Below are 19,579 nucleotides of genomic sequence, written 5' to 3'. Positions count from 1 at the left end.
CGAGCCTAACAGCGGGGCCGCGTTCCGGGCTCGTCGGGCGCCCGGTATTGATAGGGTGTAGGAGAACCACAGCAACCTTTAACACCGTCCGAGAGGCGGAGAAGGGAGCGGCGGATGAGCACGAGAACCGTGCTGCATGAGGCCGACATCGCCCGAGCGCTCACTCGGATCTCACACGAGATCCTCGAGTCCAACCGCGGGGCGGAAGGTCTGGTGATTCTCGGGATCCCCACGCGCGGCGTTCCGCTCGCGAACCGCATCGGCGCTCTCGTCTCCGAGTTCGCGAACACCCCCGTTCCGGTCGGGGCGCTCGACGTCACGATGTACCGCGACGATCTCGCGAAGAATCCCACCCGCACCCCGCACCGCACCGAGATTCCGGCGTCCGGAATCGACGGACGCACGGTCGTGCTCGTCGACGACGTGCTGTTCTCCGGTCGCAGCATCCGCGCCGCGCTCGATGCGCTGCAGGACATCGGCCGCCCGGCGGCCGTGCGGCTGGCCGCTCTGATCGATCGCGGGCACCGCCAGTTGCCGATCCGTCCCGACTTCGTCGGCAAGAACCTGCCGAGTTCGCGCACCGAGCGGGTGAACGTGCGCCTCGCCGAGGTGGACGGCATCGAAGAGGTGACGATCGAGTCATGAGGCACCTTCTCGACACCCGCTCACTCACGCGCACCGACGCGTTGCGCATCCTCGACGTCGCCGAAGACATGGCCGACACGCAGCGCCGCGAGGTGAAGAAGCTGCCGACGCTGCGCGGCAAGACCGTGGTGAACCTCTTCTTCGAAGATTCCACCCGCACACGCATCTCCTTCGAGGCCGCCGCGAAACGCCTCTCCGCCGACGTCATCAACTTCTCCGCGAAGGGCTCGAGCGTCTCCAAGGGCGAGTCGCTGCAGGACACGGCGCAGACGCTGCAGGCGATGGGAGCGGATGCGGTCGTCATCCGGCACGGCGCATCCGGTGCACCCCGGACCCTCGCGACGAGCGGCTGGATCACCGCCGGCGTCGTGAATGCGGGCGACGGTACCCACGAGCACCCGACGCAAGCCCTGCTCGACGCGTTCACCATCCGCAAGCGCACCTACGGCGACGACAGCCGCGGTCGCGACCTGGCGGGACTCTCGGTCACGATCGTGGGCGACATCCTGCATTCGCGCGTGGCGCGCTCGAACGTCTGGCTGCTGCACACCCTGGGTGCGAAGGTCACGCTGGTCGGGCCCCCGACCCTCATCCCGCAGGACGTCTCGGCGTGGCCCGCCACGATCGGCTACGACCTGGACGCCGCGATCGCCGCGGGTCCCGACGCGCTCATGATGCTCCGCATCCAGCTGGAGCGGATGAACGCCGCCTACTTCCCGACCGAGCGGGAGTACGCGCGGTCCTGGGGGCTGGACGCGGCGCGATTGTCGGCGTTGCCGGGCGATAGCATTGTGATGCACCCCGGACCCATGAACCGAGGCCTCGAGATATCTGCGGCTGCGGCGGATTCTCCGCGGTCGACGGTGCTCGAGCAGGTGACCAACGGCGTGTCCGTGCGGATGGCGGCTCTCTACCTGCTGCTCTCCGGCGAACGCGCGGATGCTGAGAAGGAGGACGCACGATGAGCGAGACCTTCCTCATCCGCGGCGCACGGATCGACGGCGGCGACCCGGCCGACATCCTCATCGAGGATGCGCGGATCGCCGAGGTCGGCAGCGGCCTGAGCCGCTCCGGTGCCACCGTCATCGATGCGGACGGCCTCGTGGCCCTCCCCGGGCTCGTCGACCTGCACACGCATCTGCGGGAGCCGGGTTACGAAGCGTCCGAGACGATCCTCACCGGCTCGCGTGCCGGAGCCGCCGGCGGTTTCACGGCGCTCTTCGCGATGCCGAACACGTCACCGGTGGCCGACACCGCCGGTGTCGTCGAGCAAGAACTCGCGCTCGGCGAAGCCGCCGGCTACGTCACCGTGCAGCCGATCGGCGCCGTCACCGTCGGGCAGAAGGGCGAGCGACTCGCCGAACTCGGCGCGATGGCGCATTCGCGGGCCCAGGTCAGGGTCTTCAGCGACGACGGGTTCTGCGTCTGGGACCCGCTGATCATGCGCCGTGCACTCGAGTACGTGAAGGCGTTCGACGGTGTCGTGGCGCAGCACGCGCAGGACCCGCGGCTCACCGAGGGCGCCCAGATGAACGAGGGAAGTGTCTCGGCGGAACTCGGCCTCGCGGGTTGGCCCGCGGTCGCCGAAGAAGCGATCATCGCGCGCGACGTGCTCCTCGCGGAGCACGTCGGATCGCGGCTGCACGTCTGCCATCTGTCGACGGCCGGGTCGGTCGACATCATCCGCTGGGCCAAGAAGCGGGGGATCGCCGTGACGGCGGAGGTCACCCCGCACCACCTGCTGCTGACCGACGAGCTGGTGCGCGGGTACGACGCGCGCTTCAAGGTGAACCCGCCGCTTCGCCGCGACGAGGACGTTCGCGCGGTGCGCGAGGGCCTGGCCGACGGCACGATCGACATCGTCGCGACCGATCACGCCCCGCATCCGCACGAGGCGAAGGCCTGCGAGTGGCACGCCGCCGCCAACGGGATGGTCGGACTCGAGAGCGCCCTCCGGGTCGTGCAGCACGCCGTGGTCGACACCGGAATGCTCGACTGGGCGGATGTTGCCCGTGTGATGAGCCGCACCCCCGCCGCGATCGGCCGCCTCGGCGGTCACGGGCGCCCGCTGACCGCGGGGGAGCCGGCCCACCTCACGCTGCACGATCCGCGCGGCGGCGGGGTCTTCGGCACCGACGACCTGCACGGTCTGAGCGTCAACTCGCCCTACCTCGGGCGCGAGCTTCCCGGCAGCACGCGATGGACGTTCCACGCGGGGCGGGTCACGCTGCGCGACGGCGCGCTGGTCTCTCCCGAGGAGGTCGCCCCGTGAGCCGCGAGGGAGCCCTGCTGGTCATGCTCGCGGTCGCGATCGTCTTGATCGGGCTGATGGGCCTCGGCTGGCGACGACGAACGCGACGCGATCGAGGTCTCGCCGCGCCGAGCGAGGCGGTGCCCGCCGGTTCTCTCGTGCGCGCCGAGTTCCCCGGTCTCTACGTCGCCACCACGGCGCACGGGGTGGCGCTCGAGCGCCTCGCCGTCCGCGGGCTCGGGTTCCGCGCGCGCGCGGACCTGACCGTGACGGATGACGGCGTCGTGCTGCATCTGCGCGGTCAGGACCCGATCTTCCTCTCCCGCGAACGCCTCACCGCGACCGAGCAGGCGACGGTCGCGATCGACCGGGTCGTCGAACGAGACGGTCTGACCAGGCTCAGCTGGCGACTCGACGACGGCACCGTGGTCGATTCGTACTTCCGCCCGCAGGGCGCATCGGCCCGCGCGGCCGCCGACGCGATCACCGCGCTTCTGACTTCCCCCACACCGACAGGAACCGACGCATGACCCTCTTCCGCAGCAGCCCCGCCGCCCTCGTGCTCGAGGACGGCTCGCGCTACCCCGGCAACGCGTACGGCGCGACCGGCACGACCCTCGGTGAAGTGGTCTTCTCGACCGGCATGACCGGTTACCAGGAGACCCTGACCGATCCGTCGTACGCCGGCCAGATCGTGCTGCAGACCGCCCCGCACATCGGCAACACCGGCGTCAACGAAGAAGACGTGGAGTCCCGACGCATCTGGGTGGCCGGATACATCGTGCGCGACCCTTCGCGCGTCGTCTCCAATTGGCGCGCCGACCGCTCGCTCGACGAGGCCCTGGTCGCCGACGGAATCGTCGGCATCAGCGGCATCGACACGCGCGCGGTCACCCGCCACATCCGTTCCGCGGGCAGCATGCGCGGCGGTATCTTCTCCGGCGATGCCGCAGCCCTCGATCCCGAAGAGCAGCTCCGGATCGTCCGCGAGGCGCCCGAGATGGCCGGGCAGAACCTGTCGGCCAGCGTGTCCGTCGCCGCCGCCGAGATCACCCCGGCGACGGGGGAGCGCATCGGCAACCTCGCCGTGCTCGATCTCGGGGTGAAGCAGGCGACCATTGTGAACCTCGCGGCCCGCGGCTTCGACGTGCACGTGCTGCCCCAGTCGGTCACGATCGACGACATCCGCGCGATCGACCCGGTCGCGGTCTTCTACTCCAACGGCCCCGGCGACCCCGCCGCATCCGAAGATCACGTCGAACTGCTGCGCGCGGTGCTCGACGAACGGCTGCCCTTCTTCGGCATCTGCTTCGGCAACCAGCTGCTCGGTCGCGCGCTCGGCTACGGCACGTACAAGCTGCCGTTCGGGCACCGCGGCATCAACCAGCCCGTGCTGGACCGCGAGACCGGGCGCGTCGAGATCACGGCGCACAACCACGGCTTCGCGGTCGATGCGCCGCTCGACACCACCTCCGACAGCCCGCACGGCTACGGCCGCGTCGAAGTGAGCCACGTCGGACTGAACGACAACGTGGTCGAGGGCCTGCGCGCGCTCGACATCCCCGCGTTCTCCGTGCAGTACCATCCCGAAGCCGCCGCCGGCCCACACGACGCCAACTACCTGTTCGACCGCTTCGCCCAGCTCGTGCGCGAGGACCTCAGCAAGAAAGCCGCCAATGCCTAAGCGCGACGACATCCGCTCCGTCCTGGTCATCGGCTCCGGCCCGATCGTCATCGGGCAAGCCGCCGAATTCGACTACTCCGGCACCCAGGCGTGCCGGGTCCTCCGGGCCGAAGGCCTGCGCGTGATCCTCGTGAACCCGAACCCGGCGACGATCATGACCGACCCCGACTTCGCCGACGCGACCTACATCGAGCCGATCAGCCCCGACGTGCTCGAGACGATCATCGCGAAGGAGAAGCCGGACGCGATTCTGCCGACCCTCGGTGGCCAGACCGCCCTGAACGCCGCCATCAAGCTCGACGAGCTGGGCATCCTCGCCAAGTACGACGTCGAGCTCATCGGCGCGAAGGTCGAGGCCATCCAGAAGGGCGAGGACCGCCAGGTCTTCAAGGAGCTCGTGCTGGAGTGCGGCGCGGATGTGGCCGCCAGCCGCATCGCCCACACGATGGACGAGTGCCTCGCCGCGGCCGAAGAACTCGGCTACCCGCTGGTCGTGCGCCCCTCGTTCACGATGGGCGGCCTCGGCTCGGGCTTCGCCTACGACGAGCGCGACCTCCGCCGCATCGCCGGCGCCGGCCTGCACGACTCGCCCACGAACGAGGTGCTGCTCGAGGAATCGATCCTCGGGTGGAAGGAGTACGAGCTCGAACTCATGCGCGACACGGCCGACAACACGGTCGTCGTCTGCTCGATCGAGAACGTCGACCCGGTCGGGGTGCACACCGGCGACTCGATCACGGTGGCGCCCGCGCTGACGCTCACCGACCGCGAGTACCAGAAGCTCCGCGACATCGGCATCGACATCATCCGCTCCGTCGGCGTCGACACCGGTGGCTGCAACATCCAGTTCGCGATCGATCCGGCCACCGGCCGCATCATCGTGATCGAGATGAACCCGCGCGTCTCGCGCTCGTCCGCTCTGGCGTCGAAGGCGACCGGGTTCCCGATCGCCAAGATCGCCGCCAAGCTCGCGATCGGGTATCGCCTCGATGAGATCCCGAACGACATCACCAAGGTGACGCCGGCGAGCTTCGAGCCGACGCTCGACTACGTCGTCGTCAAGGTTCCGCGCTTCAACTTCGAGAAGTTCCCGGCCGCCGACGTCACGCTCACGACCACCATGAAGTCCGTCGGCGAGGCCATGGCGATCGGCCGCAACTACGCGACCGCCCTGCAGAAGGCGCTGCGCTCGCTCGAGAAGCGCGGGTCGAGTTTCCACTGGGGCCCCGAGGACCGCTCGGTGCAGGAGCTCCTGGAGATCTCGCGGACGCCCACCGACGGCCGGATCGTCGTGCTGCAGCAGGCGCTCCGGAAGGGGGCGACCATCGAGCAGGCCTTCGAGGCGACCGCGATCGACCCGTGGTTCCTCGACCAGATCGTCCTGATCAACGAGGTCGCCGAGTTCCTGCGCACGGCCGATGAACTGGATGCGGAAGCCATCCGGGTCGCCAAGGACCACGGGTTCAGCGACGCTCAGATCGCCGAGATCCGCGGACTCAGCGAGACCGAGGTGCGCGGCATCCGGCACGGACTCGGCATCCGCCCGGTCTACAAGACGGTCGACACCTGCGCGGGCGAGTTCCCCGCCCTCACGCCGTACCACTACTCGAGCTACGACCAGGAGACCGAGGTCGCCGCGTCCGAGCGCACCAAGGTCGTGATCATCGGGTCGGGTCCGAACCGCATCGGTCAGGGCGTCGAGTTCGACTACTCCTGCGTGCACGCCTCCTTCGCACTGTCGGATGCGGGCTACGAGACGATCATGGTCAACTGCAACCCCGAGACGGTCTCGACCGACTACGACACCAGCGACCGCCTGTACTTCGAACCGCTGACGCTCGAGGACGTGCTCGAAGTGCTGCACGCCGAAAGCCGCTCGGGGGAGATCCTCGGCGTCATCTGCCAGCTCGGCGGCCAGACGCCGCTCGGGCTCGCGAAGGGGATCGAGGACGCGGGGTACCGCATCCTCGGCACGAGCCCGGAGGCCATCGATCTCGCTGAGGAGCGCGAGCTGTTCGCGCGCCTGCTGGATGACGCGGGGCTGGTTGCTCCTCGCAACGGCACGGCGATCGACGTGGACGGCGCCGTCACCATCGCGGAAGAGATCGGCTACCCGGTGCTCGTGCGTCCGAGCTTCGTGCTCGGCGGGCGCGGCATGGAGATCGTCTACGACACCGAGAGCCTCCGCGACTACTTCGTGCGCGTCGCCGACCAGGCGATCATCGGACCGGGTCTGCCGCTCCTGGTCGACCGTTTCCTCGACGACGCGATCGAGCTCGACGTCGACGCCCTGTTCGACGGCGACGAGCTCTACATCGGTGGCGTCATGGAGCATCTCGAGGAGGCCGGCATCCACTCCGGCGACTCGAGCTGCACCCTGCCCCCGATCAGCCTCGGTCGATCCGATGTCGACCGCGTGCGCGAAGCGACGCTCGCCATCGCCCGGGGCGTGGGTGTGCGCGGACTGCTGAACGTGCAGTTCGCGATCAGCGCCGGCGTGCTCTACGTCATCGAGGCCAACCCACGCGCGAGCCGCACGGTCCCGTTCGTCTCGAAGGCCCTCGGAATCCCGCTCGCGAAGGCGGCCGCGCGGATCATGGCGGGCTCGTCGGTGGCGGATCTGAAGACCGAGGGCATGCTGCCCGAGCAGGACGGCTCGCGGGTCCCGCTGGACGCACCGGTCGCGGTGAAGGAAGCCGTGCTCCCCTTCAAGCGGTTCCGCACGAAGGACGGTCAGACCGTCGATTCGGTGCTCGGACCGGAGATGCGCTCGACGGGCGAGGTCATGGGCATCGACCGCGACTTCCCGACCGCGTTCGCGAAGAGCCAGCAGGCCGCATACGGCGGCATGCCGCTGGGCGGAACGGTGTTCATCTCGGTCGCGGATGCCGACAAGCGGGCCGTGATCCTGCCCGCCCACCGCCTGCAGGAGCTCGGGTACGAGCTGCTGGCCACCGAGGGAACGGCCGAGATCCTGGCGCGGAACGGCATCCGGGTGCAGATCGTCAACAAGTACTCGGCCACCCAGGAGAGCGGTGAGGAGAACGTCGTCGATCTGATCAACGCCGGGCGCATCGACATGATCGTCAACACCCCGAGTGGTGGATCTGCGCGCGCCGACGGATACGAGATCCGGGCGGCGGCCGTGGCGGCCGACAAGGCGCTATTCACCACGATGGCCGTGCTCGGCGCGGCCGTGAGTGCGCTGCCGGTCATCCGCGAGGGCTACAACGTGCGCAGCCTGCAGGAGTACGCGGCGGATCGGGCGGCGCGCGCGTGATCTCATTCGGCCAGCGCCTGCGCGCCGCGCTCGATGACCACGGCGCGTTGTGCGTGGGAATCGATCCGCACGCGAGCCTGCTGACGGCGTGGGGCCTCGAGCCCTCCGCCGCCGGCGCGCGCGAGTTCGGCCTGCGCGTCGTCGAGGCATCGGCCGGACGCGTCGGTGTGGTGAAGCCGCAGGTCGCGTTCTTCGAGCAGTACGGCTCACGGGGATTCGCCGCGCTCGAAGACGTCCTGCAGGCCGCGCGCGCGGCCGACCTGCTGGTCGTCGCCGACGCGAAGCGCGGAGACATCGGCACGACGATGGCCGGATACGCCGACGCGTGGTTGCGACCGGGCTCGCCCCTCGAGGCCGACGCCGTCACGCTCAGCCCCTACCTCGGGCCCGATTCGCTCCGCGCATCGCTGCGGATGGCGATCGCCCACGGGAAGGGCGCGTTCGTGCTGGCCGCAACCAGCAACCCGGAAGCCGCCCTCGTGCAGCAGGCGCTCGTCGACGACGATTCGGCGGACGTGCGGGGCCGCCTCGCGGCCCGCGTCGCGCACGACGTGGGCGAACTGAACATGGGACTGCCCGGTGCGCTCGGCTCGATCGGCGTCGTCATCGGCGCGACCGTCGACCGCGCCGCATTCGGGCTGACCGACATCGTCATCGCCGGCATGCCGGTGCTGGCGCCGGGCTTCGGCGCGCAGGGGGCGGACCCCGCCGACCTGCCGCGTCTATTCGGCTACGGGGCCTCGAACGTGATCGCGAACGAGAGCCGCAGCATCCTGTCCGTCGGGCCCGCGGGCCTCGCGGCGCGGATCGAAGAACGCGCCGCGCTCTACCGGGGGAGTGCCCGTGGTTGACAAGCAGACACCCCCCGAGGTCGACCGCGCGGCGGCGTCACGGAAGGCCGTGGCCGCCCGCCGCGCGCGCGCCTCCCTCAAACGCGACATCGCGACCCGTGTCGTGTCGCCGCAGGAGGTGCTGCGCCGCGCCGACACCGACAGCCTGTCGCCGGCGGGAACGCTCCGCATCACCGACTTCCTCACCGCGCTGCCCGCGATCGGCGAGAGCAAACGCGAACGCATCCTCGCCGAACTCGGAATCTCGAACGTGAAGCGCCTCGCGGGTCTCGGCGTGCGCCAGCGGCGCGCGCTCGACACCTGGCTCGAGGGCCGGTTCCCCGAACCCCGTCCGCGCGGGGCACGAAGCCGGCTGATCGTGCTCGCCGGGCCCACCGCCGTCGGCAAGGGCACGGTCGCCACCCACATACAGGAGCACCATCCGGAGATCCTGCTGTCGGTGTCGGCGACGACGCGGACTCCGCGCCCCAGCGAGGTCGACGGCCAGCACTACTTCTTCGTCGATGACGCCGGCTTCGACGACCTCATCGCCCGGGGCGAGCTCCTCGAGTACGCCACGGTGCACAACGCGCACCGGTACGGCACGCCGCGGGCTCCGATCGACAAAGCCCTCGCGGAGGGACGCACGGTTCTGCTCGAGATCGATCTGCAGGGCGCGCGTCAGGTGCGCGAGGCCGCCCCCGACGCGACGCTGGTGTTCCTGCTTCCGCCCAGCTGGGACGAGCTCGTCCACAGGCTCGTGGGGCGCGGCACCGAGGACGACGAGGAACGAGCCCGCCGGTTGCGTACCGCGCGGGTCGAATTGGCCTCCCAGCACGAGTTCGATTACCGCGTCGTGAACGCGGACGTCGCCGAAGCCGCGCGTGAGGTCGTAGAATTGGCCCAGGCATCTTCGCGCGCATCTTGATCGCCGCGTCCGCCGACTTTCGCCGCCACTGAAGAACCAGGAGGTTTCGCCATGGCAGGAACCAACCAGGGCATCATCGAGCCCCCCATCGACAGCCTTCTCGAAAAGGTCGACTCGAAGTACCAGCTCGTGATCTACGCATCCAAGCGCGCGCGTCAGATCAACGACTACTACTCCGACCTGCACGAGGGAAACCTCTTCGACAACGTGGGTCCGCTGGTGGACTCGACGATCGAGGACAAGCCCCTCACCATCGCGATGCACGAGATCCACGAGGACAAGCTGCGTCTGCGGCACGCCGAGTAATTTCGTTCTGTTGCGCGGCCCCGACACCTGGTGTCCGGGGCCGCGTGCATGATGGCGGCAGCGTTCGCCACAACGGGGAGTACCGATGACCGACCTGCGCCTGTTCACCTCCGAGTCCGTCACCGAGGGGCACCCCGACAAGATCTGCGACCAGATCTCGGACAGCATCCTCGACGCGATCATCGCCGACGATCCCGCCGGCCGTGTCGCGGTCGAGACTCTCGTCACGACCGGGCTCGTGCACGTCGCGGGTGAAGTGTCGACGCGTGCGTACGTCGAGATTCCGGCGATCGTGCGCGACGTCGTGAACCGCATCGGCTACACCTCCAGCGACACCGGCTTCGACGGTGATTCCTGCGGGGTGAGCGTGTCGATCGGCGCGCAGTCCTCCGACATCGCCGCCGGAGTGAACCAGGCGTTCGAGCAGCGCGAGGGCCGGTCGATCGACCCGCGCGACGAACAGGGCGCCGGCGACCAGGGCATCATGTTCGGTTTCGCCACCACCGAAACGCCGCAGTACATGCCGATGGCCGCGTGGACGGCCCACCGGATGGCGGAGCGGCTCGCCGATGCGCGGCGCTCGGGCGAGCTGTCCTTCCTACGCCCCGACGGCAAGACGCAGGTGACACTCGGCTACGACGGGCACGTGCCGAAGACGGTGGAGTCCGTGGTGCTCTCGACCCAGCACCACCCCGACATCAGCCAGGAAGACCTGCGCGCCCAGGTGCGCGCCGCGGTGATCGACCCGGTGCTCGCCTCGACCGGACTCGACCTCCCCGACGTGCAGTACTACATCAACCCGGCGGGCCCCTTCGTCACCGGCGGCCCGAAGGGCGACGCCGGACTCACCGGTCGCAAAATCATCATCGACACCTACGGCGGGGCATCCCGCCACGGCGGCGGCGCCTTCAGCGGCAAGGATCCCTCGAAGGTCGACCGCTCCGCCGCCTACGCCATGCGCTGGGTCGCGAAGAACGCCGTCGCGGCGGGTCTCGCCGACCGTCTCGAGGTGCAGGTCGCGTACGCCATCGGCAAAGCGAGCCCCGTCGGACTCTACGTCGAGAGCTTCGGAACGGCCCACGTCGACGACGACAAGATCACGCGCGCGATCCTCGACGTCTTCGATCTCCGCCCCAAGGCGATCATCGACCAGCTCGACCTGCTGCGCCCGATCTATGCCGCGACCGCGGCGTACGGGCACTTCGGGCGCGAGCTACCTGATTTCACCTGGGAGCGCCTCGACCGCGTCGAGGAGTTGCGCGCCGCTGCCGGGCTCTGACGTGACGGCGGGGGCGACCGAGACCGCAGACGATGCGGCGGGCGGCGACGCGACAGTCGACGCGAAGGCATCGGATGCGGCCGCAGGTGGCGCGGCGGAATCGGATACGGCCGCCGCTGCGCCGCCGTCGGCATCCGCCCGCCCGATCGCCCGTGTGCTGCTGGACAGCCCGCTGCCCCAGCTCGACCGCCTGTTCGACTACGCGGTCCCGCCCGACCTCGATGCGGACGCGCAGCCCGGCGTGCGGGTGAAGGTTCCGCTGCGCAGCGCGGGCCGGATGATCGACGGCTTCGTGGTCGAACGCGCCTGGTCTGAGCCGAGTCAGCGCCCGCTCTCCGAGCTCGACTCCGTCATCTCGCCGGTGCCGGTGCTGCCGGGCGGGCTGTACGAGCTGGCGCGGAAGGTTGCCGACCGGGCGGCGGGGTCCGCATCCGATGTCCTCCGACTCGCGGTACCGAAGCGGATGGTGCGAGCTGAGAAGTCCTGGCTGCTGCGGGAGCCGCCGACGGCGCCCGTCGTCGCGCCCGAGGTGGTGCGCGCCGCCGAAGACGTGCTCGACGCATTCCCGACGCTGCGCCCCGGGTTAACGGATCGCGAGCGAATGGCGCTCGACGCACCGCCCCGACCCGTCGTCATCGGGGAGGGTCGCACGGTCGGGGCGTGGGCCGTGCTCGTCGCGGCGGCCGCAGCGGTCACCCTCGCGGCCGGCCGCAGCGTCGTCATTGTGGTGCCGGATCACCGCGACCAGGAGCAGGTCGTTTCCGCGCTCGAGGGCAAGCTGCCGGTCGACGCGGTTGTGCCCGTCGACGCGCGCCAGTCCGGGCCGGCGCGGTATGCGGCGTACCTCCGCACCCTCAGCGATGCCCCCTGCGTCGTCGTCGGCAATCGGTCGGCGGTGTACGCCCCCGTCGCGGCGCTCGGGCTCGTCGTGATCTGGGACGACGGCGATCCGCTGCTCGCCGAACCGCTGAGTCCGGGCGTGCACGCCCGGGACGCCGCACTCGTCCGTCAGGAGCTGGAGGCATCGGCGCTGCTCATCCTCGGGCACACCCGCACGACCGACGTGGAGCGTCTGGTGGGCCTGGGCTGGCTCCGCGACGTGCCCGCGCGCCGTCGGCAGTCTCCGCGCGTCGTGCTGACCGCCACATCCGACGCGCCCACCCAGGCACGGATCCCCTCCAGCGCGTTCGCGGCGGTGCGGGAGGCCCTCGCCTCCGGTCCGGTGCTCGTCCAGGTCGCGCGGCCGGGATACGCACCGGTGGTCGTGTGCTCGTCGTGCCGGCATCCGGCGCGCTGCGTGCACTGCACCGGCCCGCTGCGCGTGCGGGGGCACGGGCGCGCCCCCGAGTGCGGTTGGTGCGGCCGCGGAATCGCGGGTTGGGTCTGCCCGCACTGCTCGGCGACCGAGATGCGCCTCGCCTCCTCGGGCAGTGAGCGCACCGCCGACGAACTCGGCCGGGCCTTCCCGAACACCCGGGTCATCCTCGCCGACCGCGACCATGCCCTGCTGCGCGTCGACGCGCGCCCCGCCCTCGTCGTCGCGACGCGCGGCGCCGAACCGGTCGCCGACGGCGGGTACCGCGCCGTTCTCCTCCTCGACGGCGACCGGATGCTGCTCGCCGAGGACCTGCGGATCACGGAGTCCTGCCTGCGCTGGTGGTCGAACGCCGCTGCCCTCGCGGCTCCCGGCTCTCCCGTGATGCTAACGGGGGTGGCGGGCGCCGTCGCCCGCGCCCTGGCGACCTGGACCCAGCCCGCCTATGCCCGATCCGAGTTGGCGGAGCGCGCCCCGCTGAAGATGCCGCCGACCGTTCGCGTGGCGGTCGTCGAAGGAACCCGCCCGGCCGTGGACGGCGCTCTCTCGGCGCTCGCCCGCGATGTGCACGAACTCACCGCCGACGCGGTCGTGGGCCCGGTGCCGATCCCGAGCGACGACGTCCCGCGGGTGCGCGCTCTCGTCCGATTCGACTACGCGCACGGACGAGCCGTGGCCCAGACCCTTCGCGCATCGGTCGTCGCCGAGGCGGTCGCCGGGCGCCGCAGCCGGGCGAAGGGACGGGCCGCGGTTGCGGCGCGCAATACACTCAGAGTGCGGGTCGACGTGCCCGACCCCGATCTGTGAGGAGCGTCATGCGTCTCGTTTTCGCAGGGACGCCGGATGCGGCTGTCCCCTCTCTGCGGGTGCTCGCCGCATCCGCCCACGACGTCGCCGCGGTCGTCACGCGCACCGACGCGCCGCTGGGCCGCAAGCGCGTGCTCACGCCGTCATCCGTCGCACAGGCCGCCACCGACCTCGGTCTGCCGGTCGTCAAGACGGATCGACTCGACGATGCGGCGACGGCCGAGATCGCCCGTCTCGCGCCCGACCTGGGGGTGATCGTCGCGTACGGCGGCCTCGTGCGCGAACCGCTGCTGTCGACGCCGCGGCACGGGTGGATCAATCTGCACTTCTCTCTGCTCCCGGCCTGGCGGGGAGCAGCACCCGTGCAGCGCGCCCTCGTCGCGGGCGACTCCGTGATCGGTGCCGGCGTGTTCCAGCTCGTCGCGGCTCTGGACGCCGGCGATGTCTTCGACGAGATCCGCTATCGGGTGCCGCCGCTCGCGACGGCAGACCGCGTGCTCGCCGACCTCGCCGAACAGGGCGCCGAGCTCTTGCACCGGGTGGTCGACCAGATCGCCGCCGGCACCGCGCGCGCCGTGCCGCAGTCCGGCGAACCGACGTACGCGCCCAAGCTCACCGCCGAGGACGGGCGACTGGACTGGACCCGACCCGCCGACGAGATCCTCGCCCGGTGGCGCGGCACGACTCCCGAACCCGGTGCGTTCACGACGCTGGAGGGCGCGCGGGTGAAAGTGATCGAGCTGCATCGCGCCGACGCGGAGTCCGCACTCGCTCCCGGTCGGCTGGCGCTGGACGGGTCCGCCATTCGGGTGGGCACGGGCACCGACCCGCTCGTTCTCGCCCGCGTTCAGCCCGCCGGAAAATCCGCCATGGCGGCCGGGGACTGGTATCGAGGAATCCGCTCGGCCGAACCGGTGGTCGGCTCGTGAGCGTCACGCGCGGACCTCGTCGCGTCGCGTACGAGACGATTCGGGCGGTGCACGCCGATGAGGCGTACGCCAACCTGCTGCTTCCGATCGAGATCGAACGCGCGGGGCTGAACTCGCAGGATGCCGGGCTCGCGACCGAGCTGACCTACGGCACCCTGCGGCGGCAGGGCACCTACGACGCGATCATCGCGTCCGCCGCGGGGCGCGAACCGGAGGCGATCGACCCCGACGTCCTCGACGCGCTTCGGCTCGGTACCCACCAGCTGCTCTCCACGCGGATCGCCTCCCACGCGGCGGTGCACGAGACCGTCGCGCTCGTCCGCGCGGTGGCGGGCCCCGGCCCCACCGGCTTCGCGAACGCCGTTCTGCGCCGGATCTCCCGCGACACACCGGGGGAGTGGATCGCTCGCATCGAGGCGTCGGCGCGATCCGCCGACGAACGCCTGAGCCTCACGACCTCGCATCCCGTGTGGATCCTCCGCGCCTTCCGTCGCGCTCTCGCAGCGGAAGGACGCGCAGACGAGCTCGACGAACTGCTGCGGGCCGACAACGCGTCGCCGCGAGTGGCACTGGCGGTTCTTCCGGGGCTCGCCACGCGTCCCGCGGATCTCGCGCCGACCGTGTACTCCCCGGTGGGGGCGCTCTCGGCCGGCGGCGACCCTGCCGGCGTGATGGCGGCAGCGGGTGGCCGCATCCGCGTGCAGGACGAGGGTTCGCAGCTGGTCGCTCTCGCGCTCTCACGCGTCGTGCCGGTGCGCGACGGCGAACGCTGGTTCGATCTGTGCGCCGGCCCCGGCGGGAAGACCGCCCTGCTCGCCGCGGAGGCGCTCGCGCACGGTGCCCATCTCGAGGCGAACGAGATCTCCCACGCGCGGGCGGGGCTCGTGCGTGCGGCGCTGGCGGGCGTACCCGCTGACGTTCCGGTGAGCGAGCTCGACGGTCGGGAGCGCGCCGCCCTGGTGCCCGGGTCGTACGACCGCATCCTCGTCGATGCGCCCTGCACGGGCCTCGGCGCGCTGCGCCGTCGCCCGGAGGCCCGCTGGCGGAAGTCCGCCGCCGACGTCGCGGAGCTCACCGCGCTCCAGTCCGAACTGCTGTCGGCCGCGATCGGCGCACTCCGCCCCGGCGGGATCGTCGCGTACGTGACGTGCTCGCCGCACCTCGCCGAGACCGTGGGGGTCGTCGCGGAGGCGCGTCGCGAGTGGGGCGATGAGCTGGAGGAATTGGACGCACGCGCGGCCGTGCAGGCGGTGGCGCGCACGCCGCTGGATCTGCCGACGCCCGCCGACGGATCGGGGCGTGCGCAGCTGTGGCCGCACCGGCACGGCACGGACGCCATGTTCCTGAGCCTCCTCCGCCGACGCTGACCCGCTCGCGGTCCGCGCCGACGCGCGGATGCCGCCCCGCACTGTGCCCGCGCCGGGCTTGCGACTCGACAACTCCTCCAAAACCGGTAACCCGGGGGTCCACCGGCGCCGCCAGGGCCCCACGTGGAGGAGTTGTCGCGCGCGGCTCGGGAGAACCGGCCGCCCGCGCTGCGCCCGCTCCGAGCTCGCGACTCGACAACTCCTCCAAAACCGGTAACCCCGGGGCCACCGACACCGCCGGGGCCCCACGTGGAGGAGTTGTCGCGACGACCCCGCGGTTGGGCGGCGACCACCCGGGGATAATGGACGCGTGACCGATCTCCGCATCAACCCGTCGATCCTCGCCGCCGACTTCGTGAACATGCAGGCCGAACTCGCCCGCATCGCCTCTGCAGACTTCGTGCACGTCGACGTGATGGACAACCACTTCGTGCCCAACCTGACGTTCGGTCCGCAGATGGTGGGTCGTATTCAGGAGACGAGTCCCGTGCCGCTGGACGTCCATCTCATGATCGAGGATCCCGACCGGTGGGCTCCCGAGTACGCCGAGCTCGGCGCGGCGTCGGTCACGTTCCACCTCGAGGCCGCGGACGATGCGGTCGCGCTGGCCCGGCGGTTGCGTGCGATCGGGGCGCGCGCCGGTGTCGCCGTGAAGCCCGGAACCCCGGTCGACGCGCTGCTCGAGGTTCTTCCCGAGTTCGATCAGGTGCTCGTGATGACGGTCGAGCCGGGCTTCGGCGGACAGTCGTTCATGCCCGAGACCATGCCGAAGCTTCGCACGCTGGCCGCAGAAGCGCGTCGTCGGGACTCTGCCGTGTGGCTGCAGGTCGACGGGGGGATCGGCGAGTCGACGATCGCTCAGGCCGCCGCGGCCGGCGCCGATACGTTCGTCGCCGGATCCGCCGTGTTCGGTGCGGACGATCCCGACAACGCCATCGCGGGGCTTCGCACGGCGGCCGCGCGGGCTCACCTGCACGGGGCCGCGTAGCTCCGGCGCACGCCGCCGCGGTCATCCGGTCCGAGGGGTCCTCCCGGTTCGATACCCTGGACCAGTGAAGACGTTCGACGATCTATTCGCGGAGCTCAGCGAGAAGGCACGCACCCGACCCGCTGGTTCCGGCACGATCGCCGAGCTCGACGCCGGGGTGCACACGATCGGCAAGAAGATCGTCGAAGAAGCCGCCGAAGTGTGGATGGCCGCCGAGTACGAGTCGACGGATGCTGCCGCAGAAGAGATCTCCCAGCTCCTCTACCACCTGCAGGTGATGATGCTGGCGAAGAACCTCACGCTGCAGGACGTCTACCGACATCTGTGACCGGCATCCCTCCGTCCGCACTTTTCGAGAGAGTCTTTCCCCATGCTGAGAATCGCCGTGCCCAACAAGGGTTCACTGGCTGAGACGTCGCACGCCATGCTGGCCGAGGCCGGGTACACCGGTCGCCGCGACCCCAAAGACCTGCACGTGATCGACCCGGTCAACGATGTCGAGTTCTTCTACCTCCGTCCGAAGGACATCGCGACCTACGTCGGCTCGGGAGCGCTGGATGTCGGCATCACCGGGCGCGACCTGCTGCTCGATGCCCGGATGCCGGGCGCCCGCGAGATCGAGGCTCTCGGTTTCGGCGGGTCGACGTTCCGCTTCGCGGCGCCTCCGGGGCGCTTCCACGAGCTGAAGGATCTCGACGGCGTGCGGGTCGCGACCGCGTACCCGGGCCTCGTCGACGCATATCTCGACGAGCAGGGCATCGCTGTCGACCTCGTCCCGCTCGACGGTGCGGTGGAGTCCGCGGTCGAACTGGGCGTTGCGGATGCGGTCGCCGATGTGGTCTCGACCGGTACCACGCTCCGCCAGGCGGGGCTGGAGATCTTCGGTCCTGTCCTGCTCGAGTCGGATGCGGTGCTCATCACTGGCCCCGAAGAGCCCGCCGGACTCGACACGCTGCTGCGTCGCCTGCGCGGAGTGCTCGTTGCGCAGCGCTACGTGCTGGTGGACTACGACCTCCCGGTCGAACTCATCGACGCCGCGATCGCGGTCGCGCCCGGCATCGAGTCGCCCACGATCTCGCCGCTGCGCGACCCCGCGTGGGTGGCCGTTCGGGTGATGAGCCCGCGGAAGAACGTGAATCAGGTAATGGACGAGCTCTACGCCATTGGCGCGCGCGCCATCCTGGTCACCGAAATCCACGCCGCGAGGCTCTGATGAGCCTCGTCTGCCGGGTCATCCCGTGCCTGGACGTGGCCGCCGGGCGCGTGGTGAAGGGCGTCAACTTCGAGAATCTCCGCGATATGGGCGACCCGGTCGAACTTGCGCGGCTCTACTTCGAGCAGGGCGCTGACGAACTCACCTTCCTCGATGTGACGGCGACGGTCGACGAGCGCGCCACCACGTACGACGTGGTGCGTCGCACCGCCGAAGAGGTGTTCATCCCGTTGACGGTCGGCGGGGGAGTGCGCTCCGCGGAGGATGTCGCGCGTCTGCTCGGGGTGGGCGCCGACAAGGTGGGCGTGAACTCGGCGGCCATCGCCCGTCCCGCTCTCATCGACGAAATCGCCGACCGCTTCGGTGCGCAGGTGCTCGTTCTTTCGCTCGACGTGAAGCGCGCGCCGCTCACGCCGTCGGGTTTCGTCGTGACGACGCACGGAGGCCGGACCCTGACCACGCTCGATGCCGTCGAGTGGGCGCAGGAAGCCATCGAACGCGGCGCCGGTGAGCTGCTCGTGAATTCGATCGACGCCGACGGCACCAAGGACGGGTTCGACCTCGAGCTGGTCACGCTGATGCGCGAGATCGCGCGGGTGCCCGTGATCGCGTCGGGCGGTGCCGGTGCGGCCGAGGACTTCGCCCCCGCGATCCAGGCCGGCGCGGATGCGGTGCTCGCCGCATCCGTCTTCCACTCCGCGCAGCTGACGGTCGGCGACGTGAAGTCCGCCCTGACCGACGCCGGAATCGAGGTGCGCGCATGAGTGAGACGCTCGACGAGCGCATCTCCCGGGTGACGTTCACGGCCGACGGACTCGTGGCGGCGATCATCCAGCAGTACGACACCGGTGAGGTGCTGATGCTCGGATGGATGGATGCGGAGGCCCTCCGCCGCACACTCACGTCCGGTCGGGTGACTTTCTGGTCGCGCTCACGCCAGGAGTACTGGCGCAAGGGCGACACCTCGGGTCACATGCAGCTGGTGAAGGGCGCCCGCCTGGACTGCGACGGGGACGCGATCCTCGTCCGCGTCGATCAGGTCGGGGTCGCGTGCCACACCGGTACCCGCACCTGCTTCGACAGCGACGACCTCGACCCCGTGCGCGGCGATCGCTGATGCGGCGCGCCCGCTCGACGTCGGTCCTTGTGACTCTCCTCGCGGGAGCCGCGGGCGTCATCTCGTCGACCCAGACCTGGGTGCACGTGGTGCTGACCGGCGGCGCGACGTCGGATGTCGCCGTGGCGGGAGCCACCGCCATCCCGGTTCTCGCCCCGCTGAGCCTCGCCGTACTGGCTCTCGGCGCGGCGCTGTCGATCGTCGGGCGCGCGTTGCGGCTCGTGTTCGGCCTCCTCACGGTGCTGATCGCCGTGCTGCTCGCGACGCTGGTCGTGCCGCTCCTGGTCGGGGTGCCCGCATCGGCCATCACCCCGAGCGTCACCGAGGTCACCGGGATCGCCGGCGACTCGGCGGTCGGCGACCTCGTGTCGTCGACATCGACGACGGCGTGGCCCTTCGTCGCAGCGCTCGCGGCGCTCGTCCTCGCCGCCGTCGGTGTCTTCGTCGTCGTGACCGGGATGCGGTGGCCGAGCGGGACTCGCAAGTACGAGGCTGCCGCCCGTCGGGACGCGCGACGCACAACCGATGGACCCCTCGATGCCGTCGACTCGTGGGACGACCTCAGCCGTGGCGACGATCCAACGACCCTGCAGACCCCCCGCTAGACTGAGAGCCGGGCACGAGATGCCCGCGCCACGCG

Annotated in this window: 18 protein-coding genes and 1 pseudogene; all 19 read left to right on the top strand. The window is 70.5% G+C overall.

Translation table 11 applies throughout. From position 1 onward, the window contains the following. Positions 1-108: 108 nt before the first annotated feature. Positions 109-645 (top strand): annotated as a pseudogene (gene pyrR / locus LQ938_RS07565) (bifunctional pyr operon transcriptional regulator/uracil phosphoribosyltransferase PyrR); the annotation flags it as partial. Then, a complete protein-coding gene (locus LQ938_RS07560; protein WP_223721223.1) occupies positions 642-1,610 on the top strand; it encodes an aspartate carbamoyltransferase catalytic subunit in 969 nt (322 codons plus the stop codon). The pseudogene pyrR and the gene LQ938_RS07560, both read left to right, overlap by 4 nt. After that, a complete protein-coding gene (locus LQ938_RS07555; RefSeq protein WP_223721224.1) occupies positions 1,607-2,917 on the top strand; it encodes a dihydroorotase in 1,311 nt (436 codons plus the stop codon). Before LQ938_RS07560 ends, LQ938_RS07555 begins: the two co-directional genes overlap by 4 nt. Further along, positions 2,914-3,426: a PH-like domain-containing protein gene (locus tag LQ938_RS07550; RefSeq protein WP_223721225.1), complete on the top strand. Its 513-nt coding sequence runs from the start codon at positions 2,914-2,916 to the stop codon at positions 3,424-3,426. The genes LQ938_RS07555 and LQ938_RS07550 overlap by 4 nt, the downstream gene beginning before the upstream one ends. Further along, on the top strand, positions 3,423-4,580 hold the full coding sequence (gene carA, locus LQ938_RS07545) for a glutamine-hydrolyzing carbamoyl-phosphate synthase small subunit (protein WP_223721226.1): 1,158 nt from the start codon (positions 3,423-3,425) through the stop codon (positions 4,578-4,580). The genes LQ938_RS07550 and carA overlap by 4 nt, the downstream gene beginning before the upstream one ends. Continuing rightward, positions 4,573-7,860: a carbamoyl-phosphate synthase large subunit gene (gene carB, locus LQ938_RS07540; protein WP_223721227.1), complete on the top strand. Its 3,288-nt coding sequence runs from the start codon at positions 4,573-4,575 to the stop codon at positions 7,858-7,860. The genes carA and carB overlap by 8 nt, the downstream gene beginning before the upstream one ends. Further along, a complete protein-coding gene (pyrF, locus tag LQ938_RS07535; RefSeq protein WP_223721228.1) occupies positions 7,857-8,711 on the top strand; it encodes an orotidine-5'-phosphate decarboxylase in 855 nt (284 codons plus the stop codon). Before carB ends, pyrF begins: the two co-directional genes overlap by 4 nt. After that, positions 8,704-9,618 carry a guanylate kinase gene (gene gmk, locus LQ938_RS07530; protein WP_223721229.1) on the top strand — a complete coding sequence of 305 codons (915 nt, stop codon included), beginning with the start codon at positions 8,704-8,706 and terminating at the stop codon, positions 9,616-9,618. Before pyrF ends, gmk begins: the two co-directional genes overlap by 8 nt. Before the next feature lie 51 nt (positions 9,619-9,669). Continuing rightward, positions 9,670-9,924: a DNA-directed RNA polymerase subunit omega gene (gene rpoZ, locus LQ938_RS07525; protein ID WP_223721230.1), complete on the top strand. Its 255-nt coding sequence runs from the start codon at positions 9,670-9,672 to the stop codon at positions 9,922-9,924. 85 nt (positions 9,925-10,009) lie between these two features. Continuing rightward, positions 10,010-11,203, top strand: a complete 1,194-nt coding sequence (gene metK / locus LQ938_RS07520; RefSeq protein ID WP_223721231.1) for a methionine adenosyltransferase — start codon at positions 10,010-10,012, stop codon at positions 11,201-11,203. A 145-nt stretch (positions 11,204-11,348) separates the two neighbouring features. Further along, positions 11,349-13,325 (top strand): primosomal protein N', encoded by a 1,977-nt coding sequence (locus LQ938_RS07515; RefSeq protein ID WP_223721628.1) that lies wholly within the window; start codon positions 11,349-11,351, stop codon positions 13,323-13,325. An 8-nt stretch (positions 13,326-13,333) separates the two neighbouring features. Then, a complete protein-coding gene (gene fmt, locus LQ938_RS07510; RefSeq protein WP_223721232.1) occupies positions 13,334-14,254 on the top strand; it encodes a methionyl-tRNA formyltransferase in 921 nt (306 codons plus the stop codon). Continuing rightward, on the top strand, positions 14,251-15,621 hold the full coding sequence (locus LQ938_RS07505; RefSeq protein ID WP_223721233.1) for an RsmB/NOP family class I SAM-dependent RNA methyltransferase: 1,371 nt from the start codon (positions 14,251-14,253) through the stop codon (positions 15,619-15,621). Before fmt ends, LQ938_RS07505 begins: the two co-directional genes overlap by 4 nt. A 310-nt stretch (positions 15,622-15,931) precedes the next feature. Further along, positions 15,932-16,609, top strand: coding sequence for a ribulose-phosphate 3-epimerase (gene rpe / locus LQ938_RS07500; RefSeq protein ID WP_223721234.1), 678 nt, complete (start codon positions 15,932-15,934; stop codon positions 16,607-16,609). Between the two features lie 64 nt (positions 16,610-16,673). Beyond that, positions 16,674-16,937 (top strand): phosphoribosyl-ATP diphosphatase, encoded by a 264-nt coding sequence (locus tag LQ938_RS07495; RefSeq protein WP_223721235.1) that lies wholly within the window; start codon positions 16,674-16,676, stop codon positions 16,935-16,937. Between the two features lie 42 nt (positions 16,938-16,979). After that, on the top strand, positions 16,980-17,822 hold the full coding sequence (hisG, locus tag LQ938_RS07490) for an ATP phosphoribosyltransferase (RefSeq protein WP_223721236.1): 843 nt from the start codon (positions 16,980-16,982) through the stop codon (positions 17,820-17,822). After that, entirely contained in the window at positions 17,822-18,586 is a 765-nt protein-coding gene (gene hisF, locus LQ938_RS07485) for an imidazole glycerol phosphate synthase subunit HisF (RefSeq protein ID WP_223721237.1), read from the top strand. The genes hisG and hisF overlap by 1 nt, the downstream gene beginning before the upstream one ends. Beyond that, positions 18,583-18,939 carry a phosphoribosyl-AMP cyclohydrolase gene (gene hisI, locus LQ938_RS07480; protein WP_223721238.1) on the top strand — a complete coding sequence of 119 codons (357 nt, stop codon included), beginning with the start codon at positions 18,583-18,585 and terminating at the stop codon, positions 18,937-18,939. The genes hisF and hisI overlap by 4 nt, the downstream gene beginning before the upstream one ends. Next, positions 18,939-19,544 carry a Trp biosynthesis-associated membrane protein gene (locus LQ938_RS07475; protein WP_223721239.1) on the top strand — a complete coding sequence of 202 codons (606 nt, stop codon included), beginning with the start codon at positions 18,939-18,941 and terminating at the stop codon, positions 19,542-19,544. Before hisI ends, LQ938_RS07475 begins: the two co-directional genes overlap by 1 nt. Positions 19,545-19,579 lie beyond the last annotated feature (35 nt).

Source organism: Microbacterium sp. cx-55, assembly GCF_021117345.1.
Lineage (GTDB): Bacteria > Actinomycetota > Actinomycetes > Actinomycetales > Microbacteriaceae > Microbacterium.
This window is presented reverse-complemented; position numbering and strand designations above follow the sequence as displayed.

Bases quoted from the DNA above. Each gene is read 5' to 3' on its own strand.
- LQ938_RS07560 (WP_223721223.1), top strand. From the start codon at position 642: ATGAGGCACCTTCTCGACACCCGCTCACTCACGCGCACCGACGCGTTG.
- LQ938_RS07555 (WP_223721224.1), top strand. From the start codon at position 1,607: ATGAGCGAGACCTTCCTCATCCGCGGCGCACGGATCGACGGCGGCGAC.
- carA (WP_223721226.1), top strand. From the start codon at position 3,423: ATGACCCTCTTCCGCAGCAGCCCCGCCGCCCTCGTGCTCGAGGACGGC.
- carB (WP_223721227.1), top strand. From the start codon at position 4,573: ATGCCTAAGCGCGACGACATCCGCTCCGTCCTGGTCATCGGCTCCGGC.
- rpoZ (WP_223721230.1), top strand. From the start codon at position 9,670: ATGGCAGGAACCAACCAGGGCATCATCGAGCCCCCCATCGACAGCCTT.
- metK (WP_223721231.1), top strand. From the start codon at position 10,010: ATGACCGACCTGCGCCTGTTCACCTCCGAGTCCGTCACCGAGGGGCAC.
- fmt (WP_223721232.1), top strand. From the start codon at position 13,334: ATGCGTCTCGTTTTCGCAGGGACGCCGGATGCGGCTGTCCCCTCTCTG.
- hisG (WP_223721236.1), top strand. From the start codon at position 16,980: ATGCTGAGAATCGCCGTGCCCAACAAGGGTTCACTGGCTGAGACGTCG.
- hisF (WP_223721237.1), top strand. From the start codon at position 17,822: ATGAGCCTCGTCTGCCGGGTCATCCCGTGCCTGGACGTGGCCGCCGGG.
- hisI (WP_223721238.1), top strand. From the start codon at position 18,583: ATGAGTGAGACGCTCGACGAGCGCATCTCCCGGGTGACGTTCACGGCC.
- LQ938_RS07475 (WP_223721239.1), top strand. From the start codon at position 18,939: ATGCGGCGCGCCCGCTCGACGTCGGTCCTTGTGACTCTCCTCGCGGGA.